Genomic DNA, 21396 nt, shown 5'->3' with positions numbered 1-21396 from the left:
TTTTTTAAAATTAGCAGAATGATAAAATAGAGAGAGTTAATTAAATTAAAGGAAGTAACAAATGGATTGGAAACCTGATCGAAAATCAAAGACACCGATTTATAAACAGCTTGCTATATTTATCGAGAACGGAATTGCCGATGGGACTTTTCCGCCTGATAAACCTTTGCCTTCGGAAAGAGGCTTGGCGAAAGAACTTGGAATCAACAGAAGTACGATAATAGCTGCCTATGATGAGCTGGAATCAAATGGACTCATTAATCGAAATAGGGGCAGTGGAACCACCGTCAGTAAAGACATCTGGGGAATAACTAAGAAACGGATTCCAAGTTGGAACCGGTATATTGAGGCCGGTTCGTTTTTACCAAATCTTCCTGTAACACAAAGAATCCATAAAGAAATGGCAGAACATAAACTCATCAATCTAGCCAGTGGGGAATTGTCTCAGGATTTATTTCCATTGACCTCGCTTAGAGAAATTACATCGAATAGGTCTTTTATTGGATCGTTAGGGTATGACCATCCGCAGGGAAATGCGATTCTCCGGGATACACTTACCAAACATGTTAAACAGTATCGCGAAATAGAAACGGACCCATCATCAATCTTAGTTACGTCAGGGGCACAGCAGGCATTGCATCTTGTCGTTCAATGTTTGTTAAAACCAGGAGATTCAGTGGCGATTGAAAATCCTTCCTATCATTACAATCTGCCAGTTTTTAAATCTGCTGGAATTAAACCTTATTTTTTAAAAGTGGATAATGACGGAATAAACCCTGAGGAAATTACCGCTTTATATAAAAAACATAGAATTAAAATGATTTTTTTGAGTCCCATTTTTCAAAATCCTACTGGTACTCTATTGGACTTGGACAAGCGGAAAAAGGTACTTGAAATATCATCTGAATATGGCATTCCTCTAGTGGAAGACGATCCGTACAGTTTAACATCTTTTAGTGGAGAAAAGATGAAGACGCTTAAATCACTAGATCATAATGGGAATGTTTTATATATTAGCTCATTAACAAAAATAGTGGCTTCCGGATTAAGGATAGGCTGGATTATAGGACCAAGAGCGGTGATTGAAAGGTTATCTGATGCAAAGCAGCAAGTTGATTTTGGACATGCCAGTTATAGTCAATGGGTTGCAAATGACTTTTTAGAATCATGTGATTTTACATCACATATCAAGGGTTTGGCTAAACAGTTAGAAAGCAGAAGAAATCAAATTGTTGTTAGTCTTCAGTCCTTTTTAAAGGAAGAGGTTGAATTTACGATTCCAAATGGAGGCATTCATATCTGGTGCAGGATAAAAAAAGCGGTGAATGAAATTCAATTATTAGAAGAGTCCATTAAAAGAGGCGTGATTTTTGTCCCGGGTTCCACAATGGGCTCAGAGAAGGGATTTGTCCGATTTACCTTTTCTAGGGAGAATGAAGGAAATATTCATGAAGGAATCAAAAGATTTGCCGATGCCCTGCTTTCTGTTAAATAAAAGGTTAAATAAGAAAAGGATAGCTGTAACAGGCAGCTATCCTTTTCTATTATAAAGTTTGAGTGATTTTCCTTGCTGAATCTATCCCGTTTTGGATACAGTCTGGGATACCGACTCCATAATAGGAACAACCAGCCAGGATGATTCCTGGATAATCGGCTTCCATTTTGCTTTCAAGCGTCTCTACACTTTTAGGATGAGAAATTAAATAATTGGGCATTTGATCGGCCCATTTCGTGACCTCACTTGCAACTGGGGTGGCACTAATCCCAAGACTTTTATAAATATCGCCAAGTGCAATCTCAAGCAGTTCCTCTTTATCCATTTTCTCTAACAAAGCGTAGGAAGGATGGCTATTCTTATAAAAGAGTCTAACAAGCAAGTTGCCAGATTTTGAGGTATGCTCCCATTTCCGGCTTGTCCATGTACAGGCGTTGCAGGACAATTCATCCGTACCCGCCGTGATAAACCCCGTTCCATCTGCGGGAAGGATGCTGTCAGGCACATCAAAGCCCACATAAACACTAATTAGTGAACTGTTTTTGAATCTTGAAAATTCGTTTTTAAGGTCCGGATCATCGATTAGATTTTCGGCAGCTGTATTCGGAATACTAAGTACTACGAAATCTGCTTCGATGATTTCCTGATTGTTAAGAAACACTTGATATCCACTGTTGTTTTTTTCAATTTTAATCACTTTTGTATTTTTTAAGATTTCAGTTTCATCAAGCTTTTCTTCCAACGCGTCAATCACAGAGCCTAAGCCATTTTGAAAGGAAAGAAACTTTTTATCTCTGCCTTTGAATTTCTGTTTATTCGCTTCGAGCCCTTTTATGATGCTTCCGTATTGCTCCTTATAATCGATCAAATATGGTAGGGTTGATGCCAGTGTTAAGTCACTAAGTTTCCCTGAATAGACGCCGGAAAGGACAGGGGCAATTTGCTTTTCCACCAATTCTGTTCCAAGAAAATACTCAAGAAAGGAACCGATGGAATCATGTTTGGTGAACGTCTCATTTTGTGTATAAAAATCCTGCAGTGCGGCCACTTTTCCCTCTGCAGACACGAGTGTACTTTTCGCCAACGATTCAATGCTTGCAGGGATTCCGAAGACAGAATCCTCAGGAATCAGTTTCAATTCACCATCTGTGTAGATAAAGGAACGGCCAGTCGCATTGTAAACGACTTCCTTTCCTAGACCAAGTTCTTCAAATAATGTCATTTCTTCCATTTTACGGGCAACAATCGAATCCGCTCCGGCTTCCATGATAAAATCATCTTGTGCTAGGGTTCGAATTTTCCCTCCGAGTTGATTGGATGCTTCTGCCAGAACCAGCCTGATATCTATTCCATTGGAATACTTCCATTTTTGTAACTCATACATGGCAGATAATCCTGTAATACCGCCGCCAATCACTACAACTGTTTTCACGCTTGCCACCTCTTATGTAATCTGATACTTTGTACCTTCTAGTGTACCATACCATGGAAGTTGAAATCATATAGATAATAAAAAGCATGAAAGTATAAGAAAAGGCTCAGTAAACTGAACTGAGCCTTTTTTCTTCTGATAGATATTGAACCGTTTACCATCTTTGGGCTTTCGATTACATAGAGAACTTTTGAAGACTCTCAGACATAAGACTATATGCAACCAATTTCTTTTTAAACTGTTTTACTACATCAACGTGATCTTTGTATCGGTACACAAATAACTTCACCTCTTTATTGCCTCTTTTAGTTTCAATCACAATAGGACTGTCACTGTTTTCAGGATTTAAATATAATTCCTCGGTGCCTGGAAATATATAGTGTTTCTTTAGAAATATTGCTTCGTTAAAGTCATTAATCACCTTCGTTTTGTCTTCACCTTCGAGACGTCTTCCGTCAATGCTCAAGGTGATATTCTTGTCACCAAGTTTTGAATGGGTTTCGAATTTCCTGATTAACCATTCTACTGGACCGGTTGGGAGGCAGGTAATTAATATTTTTAATAGACTAATGAGGATTATTGAAATAATTGTCCATGTCATATCTAATCATCTCCGTTTAACATCATATTAAATTATTATTCACTAGGTTAACCAAATGTAGATTCCTAGTGAAATTAATGCTAGAAAAATGATGACAACATATATTAAAGTCAGGTTCATCGTATTTCTTTTTGTGGAACTGCTGTAGTTTTCATCTGACTTCCCAGTTAATAGTATAGTAGAAACTACAGCGAAAATTAAAATAAGCGTAACCAAAGCAAGCATTATATTCATGATACACCTCGATACAGTAAATTTATTAAATCAATATAGTTTATATTAATAATAACAAAACACCACCCTTAAATAACCATCCAATTAACCTAAAATAATACCATCCACTTTAAAGTTTTTTGTTTAGAGGTTGGATGGACAATCTCTTTTTTTTACGGTTGAATATGTTATTCAGATTCCTGATTTCATTTTATGTGAATTTATTCACATAATGTTCAAAAATGATCCGGTTACGGGACTATTTTATCATGTATATTAACATTATATTCATATTGTTTATGTTACCAAGGGGGATTTACTGATGAAAAAAATATTTCAGATTTTATTAATGTTAGGCCTTATTATGACTCCTTTTTTTGCCGAAGCTCATGTGAAATGGTTCACGAATGTTGAGCCGCATAAGGAGTCAATTGAACATATCGTATCACCGGCGTTTATATTTTTAGCCATAGTGGCAGCGGTTGTGTTAGCTTCATTGACGCTAATTATTCCGAAAATGGCTGACTGGGGACCGATGAAAAAGTGGGAAGACCGTCTCTCTAGTTTAAGAAAGTATTCCCGCTATATCCTAAAATATGGAACAGCTATAGCGCTGATCATCCAGATGGTCAATGGAACATTATTTGCTCCTGAGATTCATATTCATAACACTGTGGCTGTGATCTTAACATGGATTACGATTGGATTTTTATTAATCCCACACCATATCTCGACCAAAATGGGTGCAACTTTATTATTAGGATTATTTATTTATGTAACCATTCACCATGGTATTTTCTATATGTTAGACTACGGCTTCTATGTTGCCATCATTGGTGTCTTATTAGTAGGAAATACTAAGCTGGAAAAAGTAGGTTTTCCGTTCTTATATTTAGGAACTGGTTTATCGCTTAGCTGGGTAGCGGTTGAAAAATGGGTTTACCCAGATATGGCCTTAGATATTGTTATTCACCATCATGTACCTACGTTTGGTTTTGCACCAGATTTATTTGTAGTCATGGCTGCGTTTATAGAATTTGTCGTAGGTTATTTATTAGTGGTGGGTATTTTAAATAGAGTATTAGGATTTGTTGTAACAGGTATTTTTATCTCTACCACCATGTTATTTGGTATGACTGAAGTGATTGGTCATTTTATGATTCATATTGTGTTATTAATCTTCATCATTGAAGGTGTATCATTCTACAACCCGCCAATTAAAATGCACAAAACAAAAATAGATCAGTTTATCTTTGTTTTCTTGAATTTTATTTTTGTCCTTGCGACTTTTTTATTAATTTATTATCGATTCGCTTAAATCATTATTTACTAAAGCAATCCACCGTTGAATTACGGTGGATTGTTTTGTGTTTAGATTTAGAACGGATATAGATAATAGGTAACCATACCAATGATGATGCCTGTTATGGCTCCACCAAAAACCTCTATTGGCTGGTGACCTAATAATTCTTTTAACTTCTCTCGAGACTCGGGCATTTTTATGTTCGGGTTCTTTAATGCCTCGATTAGTTTATTGAAATCAACTAAAAGCGTGTTTAAAATTTCCGCATGGTAGCCTGCATGTCTGCGAACACCAGTCGCATCATGCATAACAATCGCAGACACAACAACACAAATCGCAAATTCATTTGATTTGAAGCCAGCAATTAATCCAATCGCTGTCGTTAAGGAGATTATGGTAGATGTATGGGAGCTCGGCATTCCGCCGGTGCTAAACATCAAATTCCATTTCCACTCCCTTGTTGAGATAAAATGGATCGGTATTTTTACAAATTGCGCAATCAGCATCCCTAAAAGTGCAGCCAAAATGGGACAGGATAAAAACATAGATGATCCTCCTTATCCTCTTATTAAATTTATTACAAGCCCTTTTTACATCCATATAGAGAAGTGAGCTTATGTATCCACTATTTTATTACCCTTCATTTTATTAATATAGACCATTTAAAACAAGAGGTGGTATTTTTTTTGAAAAATATGACTTTTGTTCATGGTGTTTTGCCATTTGAAATCAGATAATAATTATCTGAAGGAATTCATATAGATAAGAGCAGTGTTTCATTCTTTGGATTTGTTTTTAGTTTACAAATATAAATATTAAAAAATACAATAACAAAAAAATCCCTTATCTCTTCCATAATTAGTGCTATAATAGTCCATATTAATTTGACTATTATGATTGAATACATATTAAACGAAAAGAAGTGTAGCGTATGAATAAACTCGCAGTGAGAATAAAACCTAGAACTGTTTTTTTGTTGGATAAGTATTTTACTGGGGAATCGATTGATTACAAAAAATTATTTGCGATCATCATGCCGATTTTTGTTGACCAGGCATTCTTGATCATTATGAGTCTGTTAAATACAGCTATGATTAGCTCGGCAGGGGTTGCTGCAGTTAGTGCTGTTAGTATGGTAGATTCATTGAATATCTTCCTAGTGAACGTCTTTATTGCGGTCGCAACAGGTGGTACCGTAATGGTTGCCCAATATAAGGGCAGTGGAAATGCGGAGATGGTGTCCAAAACAGCGACACAAGCTATAACAGCCGTTACTTTATTTTCAGTTGTTCTTAGTGCACTGGTAATTAGTTTTCATACACCAACATTAAACCTTTTATTTGGTAAAGCAGATGCAGATGTTTTTCATAATGCCCGAATTTATTTAATCGGCAGTTGTCTCTCTTATCCGCTTATTGCCATATTCCAAGCTGTAACGGGGGCATTAAGAGGAGTCGGCGAGACCAAACCATGCTTGAATTTATCCTTATTAATGAATTTAACCAATACCATTCTCAATGTTTTACTCATTACCATTTTTGATATGGGCGTAGAAGGGCTTGTGATTTCCACTATTTTTGCAAGATTACTAGGTGTAGTGGCTTCTTTAATCTATATCATTAAATACAACGATACGATCCGATTTAAGTTGAAGAATGCGGTACATATTGATATTGCTATTTTAAAGAAGGTAATGTTTATAGGGCTTCCATTCGCGGCGGAACAGTTATTTTTCAATGGTGGTAAGCTGTTAACTCAAACATTTATTGTGCAATTAGGAACCCTTGCTTTGACGTCTTATGCCATTGGGAATTCGATTGCCTTGCTATTTCAAATAGGACCCAATTCATTAAGTATTGCCATTGTAACAGTTGTGGGACAATGTATTGGAAGAAGGAACGTCCAGGATGCAAGGAAATTTATTATGTCCATGATTGGACTTGGCACGATTCTGTTTGTGCTGGCGGATGCCGTGTTACTACCTTTGTTTCCATTATTAGTCAAACTGTTCAGTCCCCCGGCTGAGATTGTCCCAACCATTTTTATGCTGATTTTAATCTCTGCAGTCGGTCATCCATTGTTATGGCCAGCAAGCTTCATTATGCCCTCAGCTTTAAGGGCAGCAGGGGATTCCACCTTTACATCGATTGCATCCTTGCTATCGATGTGGCTATTGAGGGTCGTCCTAGGATATTTATTGGGGATTGCTTTTGGTTATGGAATCATCGGTGTTTGGGTGGCGATGAATATTGAATGGGGGATGCGGACACTGATCTTTGTTTGGCGATTTAAAGGGAAGAAGTGGTATGCGCATAAGCTCGTGTGACGGTAGGGGAATATTTTTGAAAAAGACTCCTGAATTTTGGTTAAGGGTTCCGTAATCTTTTGCATTTTTTTTAATGGTATAGGACATGACGTGTGAATTGGAACACGTCATTTTCTATATTTACCAAGGGTTTTGGAGTTACACTTGACATCATATTTAATTATGAAATAAGTGCTCTACAATTTGGGAATATTGCCAAAATTAGCTGGCAATATTCACTTTACTAACGTCTTTATCATAATTTGTTAGATAATTCTTTTTGCATTAATATATGTGGGATTCCATCTTCCATAAATATATTAGATGAAGTCCGATAGCCAAGTTTTTTATAGAAGCCCTCTGCCTGTGTTTGTCCATGCAATTTAACCTTAGATGCTCCGCGTTCTTCAGCAATTTCTTCTAAAGCTTTTATAATTATTTTGCCAAGACCAAATTTACGATAAGGTTCCAGGATGCAAATTCTTTCCAATTTACCTGAGCCATCAACAAACCTAATCCTTCCCGTTCCTACCGGTTGTTCATTGTAATGGACTAATATGTGTTCGCAAAATCCATTCAGTATATCGAATTGATCAAATTCATCTTCTAGTGGTACTCCTTGTTCCTCCACAAATACTTCTTTTCGTATCAGAAAGGCTGCCCTTAAATCTTCATCAAAGCTAATTCTTTTTGCATTCATTTTTGTCAGTCCTTTAGATTTAATTGTTCAGTAAGAATTAGTGTGATAATTTTATTGTAATTGCAACAAAATCAGTTTACTTTTAATTTATGGCTGTGTTAATCTTGGATGTTGATTTCCGCTCCGGTCGCTTCGCTTTCCGCGGGCGGTCAGGGGAGCCTCCTCGGCGCCACAGCGCCTGCGGGGTCTCCCCTGTTCCGTACTCCCGCAGGAGTCTACGCGCCTTCCTCTCCAATCAACATCGTTACAAAATCAAAAATAAACTTTAACACAGTCTAATTTATAACAATTTTATTGCAAATACAATAAAAAATATGCATTATGGAGTTAAATTTGAAGGGAAATTTAGTTGGAATTGGGCTGACAGCTAGGGCATTAGATTCTATAAGCAAAATAGAATTTAAAGAAAAAGAGCTAACAAAAGAACAGTTACATTATGTTAATGCCTTGTTTGATATATTTGGTTACAATGAAATGGATATGTTATAAAGGAAGTGCAAAACGATGGATTTCGAAATGGTTATGCAAGAACTGGAAGCGCTCGGCAAGGAACGAATAAAGAAGACTTACTTACGTAATGGTGCACACGAGCCGCTTTTTGGGGTAGCAACAGGCGCAATGAAGCCGCTTGCAAAGAAAATCAAGAAAAATCAGCCTTTAGCCGAGCAGCTTTATGCCACTGGGAACTACGATGCCATGTATTTTGCCGGCATCATTGCAGACCCAAAGACAATGACTGAGGCTGATTTTGAGCGTTGGATGGATGCGGCGTATTTTTATATGCTGTCCGATTTTGTGGTTGCAGTAACTTTGGCTGAAACCGATATAGCCCAAGGTGTTGCTGATAAATGGATCTCTAGCGGTGAAGAACTTAGAATGTCGGCTGGCTGGAGCTGTTACTGCTGGCTTTTGGGGAATCGTCCTGACAGTGAATTTAGTGCAAACAAGATTTCCGGTATGCTTGATCAGGTAGAAAACACGATACATAATTCTCCTGATCGAACAAAATCCGCTATGAATAATTTTATTTACACGGTTGGGATTTCCTATTTGCCGCTCCATGATAAGGCGGTTGAAACCGCAAGGGCAGTTGGTCCAGTCGAAATCAGGAGGGACAAGAAAAAAAGCAGTATTCTACTTGCTTCCGAAAATATTCAAAAGGAAATAGATAGAGGAGGGAGGCTGGGTTTCAAACGAAAATATGTCAGGTGTTAGCACATTAATAGTGTAACTAAATTAACTGAAACGAGAACTTCATCCATCAATCGAAGGTTGCTGACAAGTAAGGATTAGTGGCTATTCAATAGGAATTCATAACCCCCGAAGGAGAAAAAAGTAAAGTCGTTCGAAGGATAAGAGGGGTTCATAACCCCCGAAGAAGAGAAAAGAAGAGTCGTTCGAAGGATAAGAGGGGTTCATAACCCCCGAAGGAGAAAAAAGTAAAGTCGTTCGAAGGATAAGAGGGGTTCATAACCCCCGAAGAAGAGAAAAGAAGAGTCGTTCGAAGGATAAGAAGGGTTCATAACCCCCGAAGGGAAAAAAGTAAAGTCGTTGTTTTAATGGAGTACAGAAAAAGTGCCTAATTTCTCAAATATAAGAGGAATTAGGCCTTTTATATTTATTGTTGCACATTTTGCTATGCAACTTTCATAGGTTTCTTACCCTTTACAAAATTAATGAATAAATACCGAACAACTGGTCCCATAATTAAAAATTGTAGAGGGAAAGCAACTATAAAATTCTTAACTACTATGGATAAGTAGTCTGAAATAACGCTTGAGCTTAGTTCGTTTTCCAGATAGGCAGTTGCTAATCCATATAGGGACATAAACAGAACCATTCCTACTACCATGCTAAATGAGATTACTAAAATCACATTGAATTTTTTAGATTTGTCATAAGGAAGTATGAAGGCCACTTTTTTAGCTACTGGACCTACAATAAATAGATCTAACAACAAGGCAATGATAAACCCAATGATCCCTTCGACAACCATTTCACCTAATGGGAGTTCACCAAACAATCCATTTAAAAATAAATTATAAATCGTCATCACTAAAACCATTCCAAAAAACATTATTGTACCAAATAAAATACTTTCTTTCCTAGTTGATGGCAATACACGATCATCCTTTCCATTTTATCTTACGTATTATAGCGGAAGCGTTTATTTTCTCGTAAGTGAAAATTTTGTGAACATTGCTTCGAATCTCGAATTTTTATTATTGATAAATTTATTATTTATGTAATAATTAAGAATAATCAGCTAGTTTTGTAGAACAAGGAGAGATTTGTATGACTAATATCAAATCAGCCATGATAGTTGGCGGTGGTATTGGCGGGCTAGTGACCGCCCTGAAACTTCACCGCATTGGCGTGTCAGTGCGTGTCTTTGAAAGCGTGGAAACGATTAAAGCTCTAGGTGTTGGGATTAATCTTTTACCACATGCAGTAAGAGTTTTAACCGAACTAGGTTTAGCGAGTGAACTAGAAAAGATTGGCTTGCCTACAGCCGAACTTATTTATGTTAACAAATTCGGTCAAAATATTTGGCGGGAGCCGCGGGGAGTTGAAGCGGGGTACCACTGGGCGCAATATTCCATCCATCGCGGAAGGCTGCAAATGCTGCTATTAGAAGCGGTCAAAAAAGAACTTGGGGAGAAGTCGGTGTTTACTGGACACCATTTGAAATCTTTCCAAACCTTTGGTGAAATAGTGGTAGCCCAGTTTGAAAACCGAAAAACGGGCGAGAGTCTTGGGACTCACCATGCAGACATCATGATCGCTGCGGATGGTATTCATTCCGTTGTGAGAAAATTTTATTATCCGGATGAAGGATTACCTAAATTTAGCGGCCGTATATTATGGCGTGGTATTACAGAATCTACACCTTTCCTTTCAGGAAGATCGATGATTATGGCAGGCTACCAGGATCAAAAATTTGTCGCCTATCCCGTTTGCCCTGATACCGCTGCGAAAGGTAAATCGCTTGTTAACTGGATTGCGGAACTAGCGGTCGGTGATGAAATGCCTTCAAGGGCAGATTGGAATCGGAAAATCGATAAGGAGATTTTTGCACCAGCCTTTGCTTCTTGGGATTTTGGCTGGCTGAATGTTCCAAAGCTGATTGAAACTACAGATGCTGTATATGAATTCCCAATGGTTGACCGTGATCCCCTGCCACAATGGACCTTTGGGCGGGTAACCTTATTAGGTGATGCGGCACACCCAATGTATCCAATTGGATCGAATGGTGCTTCACAAGCGATACTTGATGCTGATGCTTTGGGAGAAGCAATTTTGGAATATCGTGATGCTGAGCTAGCATTGAAGGTTTATGAAGAGTCTAGGTTAGAACCAACTGCAAATATTGTTCTGTTAAATCGGAAGAATGGTCCAGAAGTGGTGATGCAAATTGTCGAAGAACGTGCCCCTAATGGTTTTACCGATTTAGAAGATGTGGTTTCCTATCAGGAACTGGAGGAAATTTCTAATCGATACAAGCAAATCGCCGGTTTTGATAAGGAGAAGTTGAATCAGAAACTAGGAGTCACATCATGATTGAGCATATTGTCTTACTAAAGTTTTTAGCAAAAACGACTGAAAAACAAAAAGACGAATTAATTCGCCGGACGTTATTATTAAAAAATGTGATCCCTGGGATTATAGACATTCAGCAGGGGGCCAATTTTTCAAACCGTAGTCAGGGTTATGAAATGGGCTTGACGGTCCGCTTTGAGGACAAAACTTCCTTAGCAAACTATGGGCCGCATCCAGCACATCAAGAAGTTTTTAGCTACTTGAGGGAGATTGGCTTGGAAGATAGTATTATTGTCGATTTTGAAATCTAGTTATATTTTTTTGAATAAGCACTTTGACACTGTAAAACGTTTTTGCTTTTTAGTAATAGGGGAAATCAGTAAATCGCACTGATTTTCTCCTATTTTTTTTATGCCGAGATTATAAATGGTGACAGGCACCATTTGTTTAAGGGGAATAGCAATTATCTAGTTAATACATCCTACGATTAGGTGAACTTCGATGTTAAATAATTTACATTCAAATTCAAAGTGGTATTATAGTATGTATATAATTTTTAAAGGCTTGTACTATTACTAGGTACTAATTCTCAAAATGCACAAAATTTTAATTAACCATATGTGTGTTTTAATTTAACTGATTGGAGATTGACAACCGTGGATTTAAAATCATTAATTGCACCAGAACACTTTAATTTAGCAAGTGAAATCTCAAAGCATGTATCCGATAAAATTGCTCTGAAATGGGTAAATGAATCCGGTGATACTCAAACAATTACATATGATGAACTTAATAAGAAAGCAAATAAGCTGGCAAATGGATTAACGAAATTAGGACTAGAGAAAGGCGATCGTGTAGTTGTCATGACGACTCGTTTAATTGAGTCCTATGTGATTTATTTAGCTTGTTTAAAAGCAGGGATTGTCATAAGTCCATCTTCTGAATTGCTGCGGGCAAAGGATTTATTATATCGCTTGAATCACTCAGAGGCAAAAGCTGTTATTTCTTATTATAATTTGGTTAAAGAATTTGAAAATATAACAGAGGAAACACCATTCCTTCAATTTAAGATTGCCTTCGGTGAGGAAGTACCTAACTGGCTTTCTATGGAATCACTAACTGAGGATGAATCAGAAACCTTTACCGATGCCGATACCTTGAAAGAAGATGTAGCCTTCCTGGCCTATACATCTGGAACAACCGGGCAGCCAAAAGGTGTTGTTCACAGTCATGGATGGGGTTATGCACATGTACGAATTGCTGCCTCAAAATGGCTGAATATTAGTGCAGAAGATCTTGTTTGGGCAACAGCTGCACCAGGCTGGCAAAAATGGGTTTGGAGTCCGTTTTTATCAATTTTAGGTTCCGGTGCAACAGGCTTTGTCTATAATGGCAGATTCCAACCTCATAAATATTTACAGCTTCTTCAGGACAATAAGGTCAATGTATTATGTTGTACACCTACCGAATATCGGATGATGGCAAAATTAGATGATCTTTCAACTTTCGATTTAGCAGCTTTACATACTGCTGTTTCCGCTGGTGAGGCACTGAACCGTGAAGTCATTGACGTTTTTAAAAATGAATTTAACATCCTTATCCGTGACGGGTATGGCCAGACCGAAAGCACTTTATTGATAGCTAATTTAAATATTGATGAGAGTAAATTAGGTTCAATGGGCCAGCCATTAATGCCAAATTATATTGAAGTTGTTAACGAAGAAGGCCAGCCTGCTCCTGTAAAGGAAGTTGGGACCATTGCGATTAAAAAGGATTTCCCTGCCCTTTTTCAACACTATTACAAAAATCCAGAATCCACTGCAGCATCCTATCTTGGTGAATATTTTCTAACAGGAGATAGGGCATATAAAGATGAGGAAAACTATTATTGGTTCCAAGGAAGAAAAGATGATGTCATCATCAGCTCCGGTTATACGATTGGACCTTTTGAAGTGGAAGATGCATTAATGAAACATAAAACGGTAAAAGAGTGCGCTGTCGTCGCATCCCCGGATCCTGTTAGAGGTAATGTTGTAAAAGCCTGTGTGGTATTAAAAGATGGAATTGACGGTACACCTGAGTTAACAAAAGAATTGCAAAGCTTTGTAAAAAACTTAACTGCTCCATACAAGTATCCACGTGTTATTGAATATATGGAAGCACTGCCTAAAACCGATTCAGGAAAAATTCGCCGTGTGGCATTAAGAGCGCAGCAATAGAGTTATAAATATGATAAAGGATGCTATAGCCTTATTGGGTTATAGCATTTTTTGTCGTTAAGGAAATTACAGGAAATTTAAAATTTTCGCTTGTGGATAACTATTAAAAACGGACTATCGTCGTCCAGCTCCAGCGCCTAGCCCCTCGATGGTCTACAGCCACTCAGGGAATGAAGGTAAAGAATGCCTTCTTTTCCTGAGCGTCTTATGCTTGTCGGGGCTGTTCAAGCGCTTGCGCGGTTCCCTTATCAACTTTTAAAACACTTCACATCAAACGAGCTTTAATAAGAAATATTTAAAAAATTCTGTGACATAAGTAATTTGGTTGTTGATTAATATAAAAAAGAATTGTATAATATAAAATTAATCCTACCTGAATAGTATGAATTGAAGTTTCGGAACATTGCGAGATTTATTCTACTAGATAGATAGACATACATAAGGAGAGATTGATATGTTTTGGACGTATTTAGCTTTTATCATAGCATTCTTCTTCGCGATGAACATTGGAGCTAGCGGAACAGCCGCATCAATGGGGTCGGCCTATGGTGCAGATGCGATCAAGAATAAATGGCTTGCAATGGTGTTAGTAGCCATCGCCGCTTTTTTAGGTGCCGTTCTTGGAGGCGGAGAGGTCGTAAAGACGATTGGAAGTGGAATCATTCCTTCAAAAATACTTACAATTGAACTAGTGGTTCTTATTCTGTCAGGGGCAACCCTAACATTGTTTATAGCAAATCTAATGGGAATTCCATTATCGACTAGCGAAGTTACTGTTGGTGCCATTGTAGGTGCCGGAATTGCGTTTAAAAGTTTATTCATTAATAGTCTAATCGTTATTATTGCATTTTGGGTCATTGTTCCAGTTATTTCATTCATCATTACATTTATTTTTGGGAAGATCATTGCCAAATCCGAAAAGCGCTGGCCAAGTTTGACAAAGCAAGGGACATGGAAAAAATGGCTGGGAAGAATCCTTGTCTTAGGGGGCTGCTTTGAAGCCTTTTCTGCAGGGATGAATAATGTGGCCAATGCGGTGGGACCATTAGTTGGAGCAGGAATGCTTTCTACATCTAAAGGGATTTGGATCGGCGGACTATTTGTTGCATTAGGTGCAATTCTTTTGGGGGGCAGGGTGATCGAAACCAATGGAAAGAAAATCACAAAGCTATCCTTATTAGAGGGTAGTGCTGTTTCTTTTACAGGTGGAGCATTAGTTACGATTGCCTCTATTTTTGGACTGCCGATTCCTTTAACTCAAGTCACCACATGTGGGATCTTAGGAATTGGGGCATCACAAAATGGGATTGGTTTTTGGCAAAAAGCAGTAATTAGAAAGATTTTGAAGGTATGGCTGATTTCACCATTAGCGTCATTGGTAATTTCTTATACATTGATTAACCTATTGATCAAGACTAATTTTTACAATATCATTGTGATCTTAAGTACTTTAATCGCTGCTTTAGGGACATTAAGCCTATATGCCAACATCCGTAAAGAAAACAGCACGATTCATGACGAGGGTGGCGGGATATAATCGGTTCCAATTACACGAAAAAAAAGCTCCAGACTTCATCCAATGAATGATGATGTCTGGAGCTTCTTCATTTAATAGGACTTGGTGGGATTCAAACCCACAAGATACGTTACAGTCTTCATAGATGACTGCAAGTTGCTCTATCATTGAGCTACAAGTCCTATTTATAAAATGCCCTTAATAAGATATTTTATACAGTACCCACGCTCGCACTTCAATTTTTTTCTTTCAAATTCATAAATCGCTCTTAAAGTAAAAAAGTGAGCAAATATTACTATTATATAATGTTATATAATAGAAATATATGTAATCATTTTTACAAATCTAAAATCAACTACATTAAATAAAAATACAAGATCGTATCTTTTTGGAGGAGGGTATAGATGAACTTTCAGTCTAATCAGCAAGCAATGGAATTAGAAAAACTGCGTTCACAAGTCGCGGAACTTGAACGGCAAAACCATGAGCTTTCAAAGCAAATACGCGTAAATGAATCCTTATATCTTAGTATACTCGATGCTTTACCCATTAATATCTTTTTAGAAGATCCAGAAGGGCGCACCATCTATGCTAACAAGGAAGTTTGCCTTTCGAATGGGGTAAGTTTAGATAAAATCGTTGGAAAAACAATCTTTGATTACTTTCCCCTTGAAATCGCCAAACTTAATCGAGCTTATGACCTTGAGGTTTGGAAGAAGCGGCGGCTGATCACCAGGGAATTTCCAAGTGGATACAAAGGTGAGGAACATCATATGTTTTCTGGAAAAACGATCATCCACATTGATGAATCTGATGAGGACTTTTTACTGGGTTTTGCTTTAGAGATAACCGATCGTGTCAGAGCTGAAAATCGCTTAAAAGAAAGTGAAGAGAAGTTCAGAAGCTTAACTGAGCAAGCAGCAGATAGTTTTTTCTTAATTGGAACAGATGGAATGTTTACGGAAGTCAATCCAACTGCTTGTGAAGTATTAAACTTTTCCAAGGAAGAACTACTTAGAATGAGTACGGAAATGGTTTTTTCCAAACTTCCTGAAAAAATAAAACATTTAAAAATTGATTCCAAAGAGAAGGCCTCCAGCAATTTCGAGGATTTAATGACGGGGAAAGACAATACTCAAATTCCGGTTGATATCAATATTCGCCTGATACATATTGGTGAAAATCAAATGTATTTTGCTTTATGCCGAGATATTCGTGATAAAAAAAGAACTGAAGCACAAATCAAACATATGGCCTTTCATGATGCCTTAACGAATCTGCCTAATCGATGGGCAATCCAGTCCATTTTAGAGGAGCATATCACCGAAAAGAACGGACACTCTAGCATATTGGGTTTTATTTTACTGGACTTAGACTATTTCAAGGTCGTAAATGATAGCTTGGGGCACGAAGCGGGCGATTTGCTGCTAAAGGAAGTTTCAAAAAGGCTGCACGCCGCGACAGATCATAGAGAGGTAAAACTCGCCCGGTTTGGCGGGGATGAATTTATCATTCTTATCCCGCAATTATCTAGTGAGAAAGAAATAACTGAGATATGCGATCGAATTATGGAAGTGATGGCAGCCCCTTTCTTGATAAATGGACAAAAGCTCAATATCTCAACAAGCATGGGGATTAGTTTTTATCCAAAAGATGGGACAGACCTTAATTCGCTTATTAAAAATGCTGACCTCGCGATGTATGGTTCGAAGGAACTCGGAAGAAACTGCTATAGTTTATACCATCCTGATATGAAACATCATGCTAATAAACGGATGGACCTAGAGATTTTGTTAAGAAAAGCATTGGATGATAATGAATTTATCCTTTATTATCAGCCCAAAGTAAACTTACATACAGGTGAAATAAACGGGATGGAGGCTTTAATTCGATGGAAAAATAAACTGGATCAAATTATTCTTCCAGATGCCTTTATCCCTATCGCCGAAGAAACGGGCCTCATTAATCCAATTGGTGAATGGGTATTACGGGAAGCCTGTAGGCAGTGTAAAGAATGGCAGGATTCAGGCTTCGGCGATTTAACAATTAGTGTTAATTTATCACCAAAACAATTTCAAAGACAGAACTTGGTTGGAATCATCATCTCTCTTCTTAAAGAGACAGGATTGTCACCTAACTCGCTGGAATTGGAGGTGACAGAGGGAATTGTCATGAAGAATCCGGAAGAAGCAGTGCTTGTTTTACAAGAATTAAAACAACTAGGGATTAAGATATCGATTGACGATTTTGGCACCGGGTTTTCTTCACTTAGCTATTTGAAATTTTTCCCAATTGATACACTGAAGATTGACCGCTCCTTTATGGCTAATATCGAGAGGGACGACGCAGATGCAAAGATTGCCTCCGCTGTTATCTCCTTAGCCCATAGTTTAAAAATTAATGTCGTTGCCGAAGGCGTGGAAAATTGGGAACAGTATGATTTCCTTGTTAATAGATCTTGCGACTATGCTCAAGGGAACTATATTAGCAAACCTGTTGAGCCCCAGGAAGTAAAAGGTCTGCTTGTGAACAATAAAACCTTTATTATCTCTAAAATTTAAATAGACTTCTTAATAGAAAAGGAGAGCGGGCTTTTTTGACCACTCTCCTTTTGGGTGTATAAAATTAATCCTTTCTAGTATTTTGATGCTGAACACTTTCCGCAAAGTCTATGACACCCCAATTCATCGGACTTTTCTTTTTAATATCATCTAATGTTTTTTTGTGCTGTCCCGTTGTATTGTCATCATTACTTTGATTATTTTTTTCGTTTACCATCAGTAAACACTCCTTTTTTAGTTATGATTTAGTTTTTACTCCCTTATTCACATTTATCCAGACCATTTTTCATCCTCAAAAAGCTCATTTGGTGTTATGATGATAGATAATCCAATACATATTTATTACTATTTACGAAGAAACAACTTTTTGGGGGAACCATTATGGCAGTAGTTAAATCAGTAAAAATTGATGGGGAAAACATCCACGTATTTAAAAGTGCAATCTATGTTTTTGCAGCAAGTTCAGGATTCACTTTAGAGTTGGACCTCATCGTCAGTGAGGTTGTCGTAAAGAAATATAAAAAGGAAGATCATCTCATTATTGAAATAGAATTAGAAGATGGCAGAGTGCTTCATTCGATTATGCATGTAAAAGTCTTAGCAGGGGGCTTGCCGCAGTTGAATTTATTTAGTGAGCTTGATGACCCTGGTGACTATTATTTTTTGGACCAGGTGAATGAGAATGATCCTTGGTTTCCGAATATCGAAGAAGGCATCACTTTAGAAGAAATTAGAAAAGTTGAGATGCCGGATGAAGATATTCAATTAAAACTAAAACTGCCGATTGATCAGGTAGAATGGTTGAAAAAACAAAAAAAGGCGCGAATCAATCAATTGTTTAAGGAATTCATTTATAATCATTGGAAAAAGGTGGATGAATGATGGGGGGACTAGATGAAAATTGTTATCGCTGGCGGTTCAGGATTTATCGGCCAAAAATTGACCAACTTCCTTTTAAAAAAAGGGCATGAAATAGTTATTTTAACAAGAACGGCACATAGACCATCTAGAAAAGCTACCTATGTGAATTGGCTGACCGAAGGGGCATCACCTGAGGATGAAATAAGGAGTGCAGATGCATTTATTAATTTAGCAGGTGTTTCGATCAATCAGGGAAGATGGAATATGAGTCATCAAAAGCAAATATATGAGAGCCGTATGAAGGCTACAAAGGAACTGATTCGGATTATCAACAGATTGGAAAAAAGGCCCAGCGTTCTTGTCAATGCAAGTGCCATCGGAGTATACCCAGCATCCCAAAATACTGTATATACGGAAGAATCTAGAGAAATTGCCGATGATTTTTTAGGTAGAACGGTTCATGACTGGGAAAAGCTAGCGGGGCAAGTTGGAGCAGCTGGTATTCGGGCAGTTTTAATGAGATTTGGAGTCGTGCTTGGCCAAGAAGGCGGGGCACTTCCATTAATGGTAATGCCATATAAATTGTTTGCGGGAGGGACCGTTGGTTCAGGTGAGCAATGGGTTTCTTGGGTTCATGTGATGGATGTTATTCGGGCGATTCATTTTGTTTTAGAAAAACCATTACATGGTCCGGTCAATGTCACAGCACCTGCTCCAGTTAGAATGAAGGAGTTTGGTGAAACGATTGGATCCGTATTACACCGCCCGCATTGGCTGCGGGTACCAACCTTAGTAATGAAATGGGTACTTGGGCAAAAGAGTGCACTTGTCTTAGAAGGACAGCATGTTGTTCCGGAAGTTTTGAAACGAGAAGGCTTTGAATTCTCCTACCCTTCTCTCCAACCCGCTTTAGAGGATTTACTGGTCAAATAATCATAGTAATAGCATCCAATAACTAAGATTTATTGGATGCTAAATCGGATCGATCCGCCGCTTTAGGGGGCTCCTCCATCCAGCCATTCTCAATCAATATATTTGCTCCATCCTCAACGTATACCAACATTTCTGCCAGTGAGCGCATATACATGGACCCAATATCTCTTCTTCCATTTACCGCTATTGAATTTCCAAACGACCTTATCTTCATCGAGAACATATCCACCTTGTGAAAGACCATTAATTTATCTGAAAATGGTGAGAAGGTAGATTCTGTTACTAAATGATCTAACTGAGTGGGAAAAGGTAAATTATCCTTTTGTAATTTTTCACTATATTGCTTGACGGATCGATCTGTTATTTCACGGCCGCGCATGAAAAATTGTTTGACCTCTTCATCTTTTGCAATCTGGCAAAATGCAATTAATAAGGCTTTACTTGTCGTGTTATTTTCAATGTTATCGTAAAGATGTGTGATTTCCAGTGCGTGGAGTGGACGAACTTCTCCCAAAAATCCTTTTAAGTAGTTTTGTTTTTTAACAAAATCTACTTTTTCGGGTATGGGAAGCATTGGAGGTTTGATGATAAGACCTTTCATCATCAAAACATCGTTCAGCTGACCGAGAAAAGTAATCGTAGAGACATTACAATAAACAAAAAAGTCTCTGATATCTTCTCTTAGCACTAAAGGAATTGCCACATTATATAAACTTAACCCTGCTTTTGCTACATACTTTAGATAGTGAACGTAAAATTCATCTTGGAATAAGCGGGGAGCTCCAAGATTCACATCATCTTTTGTAAAACCAATGGGAACAGGAAAGTTCTCTTTTGAAAGAATTTGCTCGATTCTCTGCATAAAATCCTCAGATAAACTTAAGCCGTTTTCCAGTAATAATGTAATATCCTCATCGTCCACATGTTTAAGAAAGTACCTTAATATCCAGGATGACATACTATTGCCAACATATGTCGCCCAGAGTTTTCCCATTTCTGGTGCGGTTAATTTTGCATCCGGTTTTAGCTTATTTGGGCTTAATTTTAACGGTTTAAGGACCTTATTGGTTTGCATTTAAAAATACCCCTTAACTAATTTTTTCTTATCTTTTTCTAACTATAGAAATTTATTCAATTGAAGAGGTTTAGGGTTAAGTGTGTATATTAACCATTTTTCTGAGGAAAATAGCTTTGTACTTTACTGAACAGGAGTGATTATTCATGGAAGATAGTCTTTATGAAAAGATTGGCGGGGAAGAGGCAATTGGAAAAGTGGTCGACTATTTTTATAATGAACTAGTGTTAAAGGATGAGACTGTTAATCAATTTTTTGAACATACCAATATGGAAAAACAAAAGAGTCACCAAACCAAATTTATCAGCTTTGCTCTCGGTGGTCCAAAACAATATTCTGGTCAATCCATGGCGAAAGCTCATCAAGGGATGAATTTGCAGCCAGAACATTTTAATGCAATTGTCAACCATTTACATAAGGCCCTTGCTCATTATGGTGTGAGTGAAGCTGATATTGATCAAGCTTTAACAAGAGTAGCATCCTTAAGAGATGATATCATTTACCAGTAAGATTATAAAGAGGCTGGGACATAACTAGCTTCAAATAGTAAGAAAGGTGAATTTGAACGTCCTCAAATTCACCTTTCTCTATTTTTGGGCTTTAATTCTTTTATTATCTTAGTTGTTGGCAGTGAATTTTCTT

General features: G+C 37.6%; 20 protein-coding genes and 1 tRNA gene. 13 read left to right on the top strand and 8 right to left on the bottom strand.

Annotated features, from left to right (window positions below; translation table 11 throughout):
- Positions 1–61 precede the first annotated feature (61 nt).
- Entirely contained in the window at positions 62–1495 is a 1434-nt protein-coding gene (pdxR, locus tag M3226_RS27030) for a MocR-like pyridoxine biosynthesis transcription factor PdxR (RefSeq protein ID WP_251571989.1), read from the top strand.
- Positions 1496–1544: 49 nt separating this feature from the next.
- Here the strand turns inward: pdxR and hemG are convergent, their stop codons facing one another.
- Together hemG and M3226_RS27020 are read right to left on the bottom strand one after the other, a co-directional pair.
- Positions 1545–2927, bottom strand: a complete 1383-nt coding sequence (gene hemG, locus M3226_RS27025; protein ID WP_251571988.1) for a protoporphyrinogen oxidase — start codon at positions 2925–2927, stop codon at positions 1545–1547.
- Between the two features lie 175 nt (positions 2928–3102).
- Entirely contained in the window at positions 3103–3528 is a 426-nt protein-coding gene (locus M3226_RS27020) for a YfmQ family protein (protein ID WP_251571986.1), read from the bottom strand.
- A 535-nt stretch (positions 3529–4063) separates the two neighbouring features.
- On the opposite strand from M3226_RS27020, the gene M3226_RS27015 reads away from it, so the two are divergent.
- On the top strand, positions 4064–5059 hold the full coding sequence (locus tag M3226_RS27015; RefSeq protein ID WP_251571983.1) for a hypothetical protein: 996 nt from the start codon (positions 4064–4066) through the stop codon (positions 5057–5059).
- Positions 5060–5118: 59 nt separating this feature from the next.
- Here the strand turns inward: M3226_RS27015 and M3226_RS27010 are convergent, their stop codons facing one another.
- A complete protein-coding gene (locus M3226_RS27010) occupies positions 5119–5589 on the bottom strand; it encodes a divergent PAP2 family protein (protein ID WP_144565205.1) in 471 nt (156 codons plus the stop codon).
- Between the two features lie 386 nt (positions 5590–5975).
- Between M3226_RS27010 and M3226_RS27005 the strand changes: the two genes are divergently transcribed.
- Positions 5976–7370 carry an MATE family efflux transporter gene (locus M3226_RS27005; RefSeq protein WP_251571981.1) on the top strand — a complete coding sequence of 465 codons (1395 nt, stop codon included), beginning with the start codon at positions 5976–5978 and terminating at the stop codon, positions 7368–7370.
- A 235-nt stretch (positions 7371–7605) separates the two neighbouring features.
- Here the strand turns inward: M3226_RS27005 and M3226_RS27000 are convergent, their stop codons facing one another.
- Entirely contained in the window at positions 7606–8049 is a 444-nt protein-coding gene (locus tag M3226_RS27000) for a GNAT family N-acetyltransferase (protein ID WP_251571979.1), read from the bottom strand.
- 333 nt (positions 8050–8382) lie between these two features.
- On the opposite strand from M3226_RS27000, the gene M3226_RS26995 reads away from it, so the two are divergent.
- Both M3226_RS26995 and M3226_RS26990 read left to right on the top strand, forming a co-directional pair.
- On the top strand, positions 8383–8538 hold the full coding sequence (locus M3226_RS26995; RefSeq protein WP_374110694.1) for a hypothetical protein: 156 nt from the start codon (positions 8383–8385) through the stop codon (positions 8536–8538).
- A gap of 15 nt (positions 8539–8553) precedes the next feature.
- Positions 8554–9264, top strand: a complete 711-nt coding sequence (locus tag M3226_RS26990; RefSeq protein ID WP_251571977.1) for a DNA alkylation repair protein — start codon at positions 8554–8556, stop codon at positions 9262–9264.
- A gap of 421 nt (positions 9265–9685) precedes the next feature.
- Here M3226_RS26990 and M3226_RS26985 read toward each other — a convergent pair whose 3' ends face one another.
- Positions 9686–10168 (bottom strand): DUF2798 domain-containing protein, encoded by a 483-nt coding sequence (locus M3226_RS26985; protein WP_251571975.1) that lies wholly within the window; start codon positions 10166–10168, stop codon positions 9686–9688.
- 176 nt (positions 10169–10344) lie between these two features.
- Between M3226_RS26985 and M3226_RS26980 the strand changes: the two genes are divergently transcribed.
- The 4 genes from M3226_RS26980 (at position 10345) to M3226_RS26965 (ending at position 15345) form a co-directional block, all read left to right on the top strand.
- A complete protein-coding gene (locus tag M3226_RS26980; RefSeq protein WP_251571973.1) occupies positions 10345–11610 on the top strand; it encodes a flavin-dependent oxidoreductase in 1266 nt (421 codons plus the stop codon).
- Positions 11607–11900 (top strand): Dabb family protein, encoded by a 294-nt coding sequence (locus tag M3226_RS26975; RefSeq protein ID WP_251571971.1) that lies wholly within the window; start codon positions 11607–11609, stop codon positions 11898–11900. The genes M3226_RS26980 and M3226_RS26975 overlap by 4 nt, the downstream gene beginning before the upstream one ends.
- Positions 11901–12245: 345 nt before the next feature.
- Positions 12246–13808 (top strand): acyl-CoA synthetase, encoded by a 1563-nt coding sequence (locus tag M3226_RS26970; RefSeq protein WP_251571970.1) that lies wholly within the window; start codon positions 12246–12248, stop codon positions 13806–13808.
- A gap of 454 nt (positions 13809–14262) precedes the next feature.
- A complete protein-coding gene (locus M3226_RS26965; protein ID WP_251571968.1) occupies positions 14263–15345 on the top strand; it encodes an inorganic phosphate transporter in 1083 nt (360 codons plus the stop codon).
- Between the two features lie 76 nt (positions 15346–15421).
- Here the strand turns inward: M3226_RS26965 and M3226_RS26960 are convergent.
- Positions 15422–15506 (bottom strand) — tRNA-OTHER (locus M3226_RS26960).
- 222 nt (positions 15507–15728) lie between these two features.
- Here M3226_RS26960 and M3226_RS26955 point away from each other — a divergent pair.
- Positions 15729–17885 (top strand): sensor domain-containing protein, encoded by a 2157-nt coding sequence (locus M3226_RS26955; protein ID WP_251571966.1) that lies wholly within the window; start codon positions 15729–15731, stop codon positions 17883–17885.
- Positions 17886–17949: 64 nt separating this feature from the next.
- Here M3226_RS26955 and M3226_RS26950 read toward each other — a convergent pair whose 3' ends face one another.
- Positions 17950–18102: a hypothetical protein gene (locus M3226_RS26950; protein ID WP_251571963.1), complete on the bottom strand. Its 153-nt coding sequence runs from the start codon at positions 18100–18102 to the stop codon at positions 17950–17952.
- A 164-nt stretch (positions 18103–18266) separates the two neighbouring features.
- On the opposite strand from M3226_RS26950, the gene M3226_RS26945 reads away from it, so the two are divergent.
- The gene (locus M3226_RS26945; RefSeq protein ID WP_251571960.1) at positions 18267–18767 is read left to right on the top strand and encodes a hypothetical protein; all 501 of its coding nucleotides are present in this window, start codon (positions 18267–18269) and stop codon (positions 18765–18767) included.
- 12 nt (positions 18768–18779) lie between these two features.
- Positions 18780–19679: a TIGR01777 family oxidoreductase gene (locus tag M3226_RS26940; protein WP_251571958.1), complete on the top strand. Its 900-nt coding sequence runs from the start codon at positions 18780–18782 to the stop codon at positions 19677–19679.
- Positions 19680–19701: 22 nt separating this feature from the next.
- Here the strand turns inward: M3226_RS26940 and M3226_RS26935 are convergent, their stop codons facing one another.
- Positions 19702–20754, bottom strand: a complete 1053-nt coding sequence (locus M3226_RS26935; protein WP_251571956.1) for a DUF3231 family protein — start codon at positions 20752–20754, stop codon at positions 19702–19704.
- A 146-nt stretch (positions 20755–20900) separates the two neighbouring features.
- Here M3226_RS26935 and M3226_RS26930 point away from each other — a divergent pair, with 146 nt between their 5' ends.
- Positions 20901–21263 (top strand): group I truncated hemoglobin, encoded by a 363-nt coding sequence (locus tag M3226_RS26930; RefSeq protein ID WP_251571954.1) that lies wholly within the window; start codon positions 20901–20903, stop codon positions 21261–21263.
- Positions 21264–21396: the final 133 nt, after the last annotated feature.

The sequence above is a fragment of the Neobacillus cucumis genome, assembly GCF_023715505.1.
The sequence above is the reverse complement of the archived record's forward strand: the minus strand, read 5'-3'. Positions and strand labels throughout refer to the sequence as shown.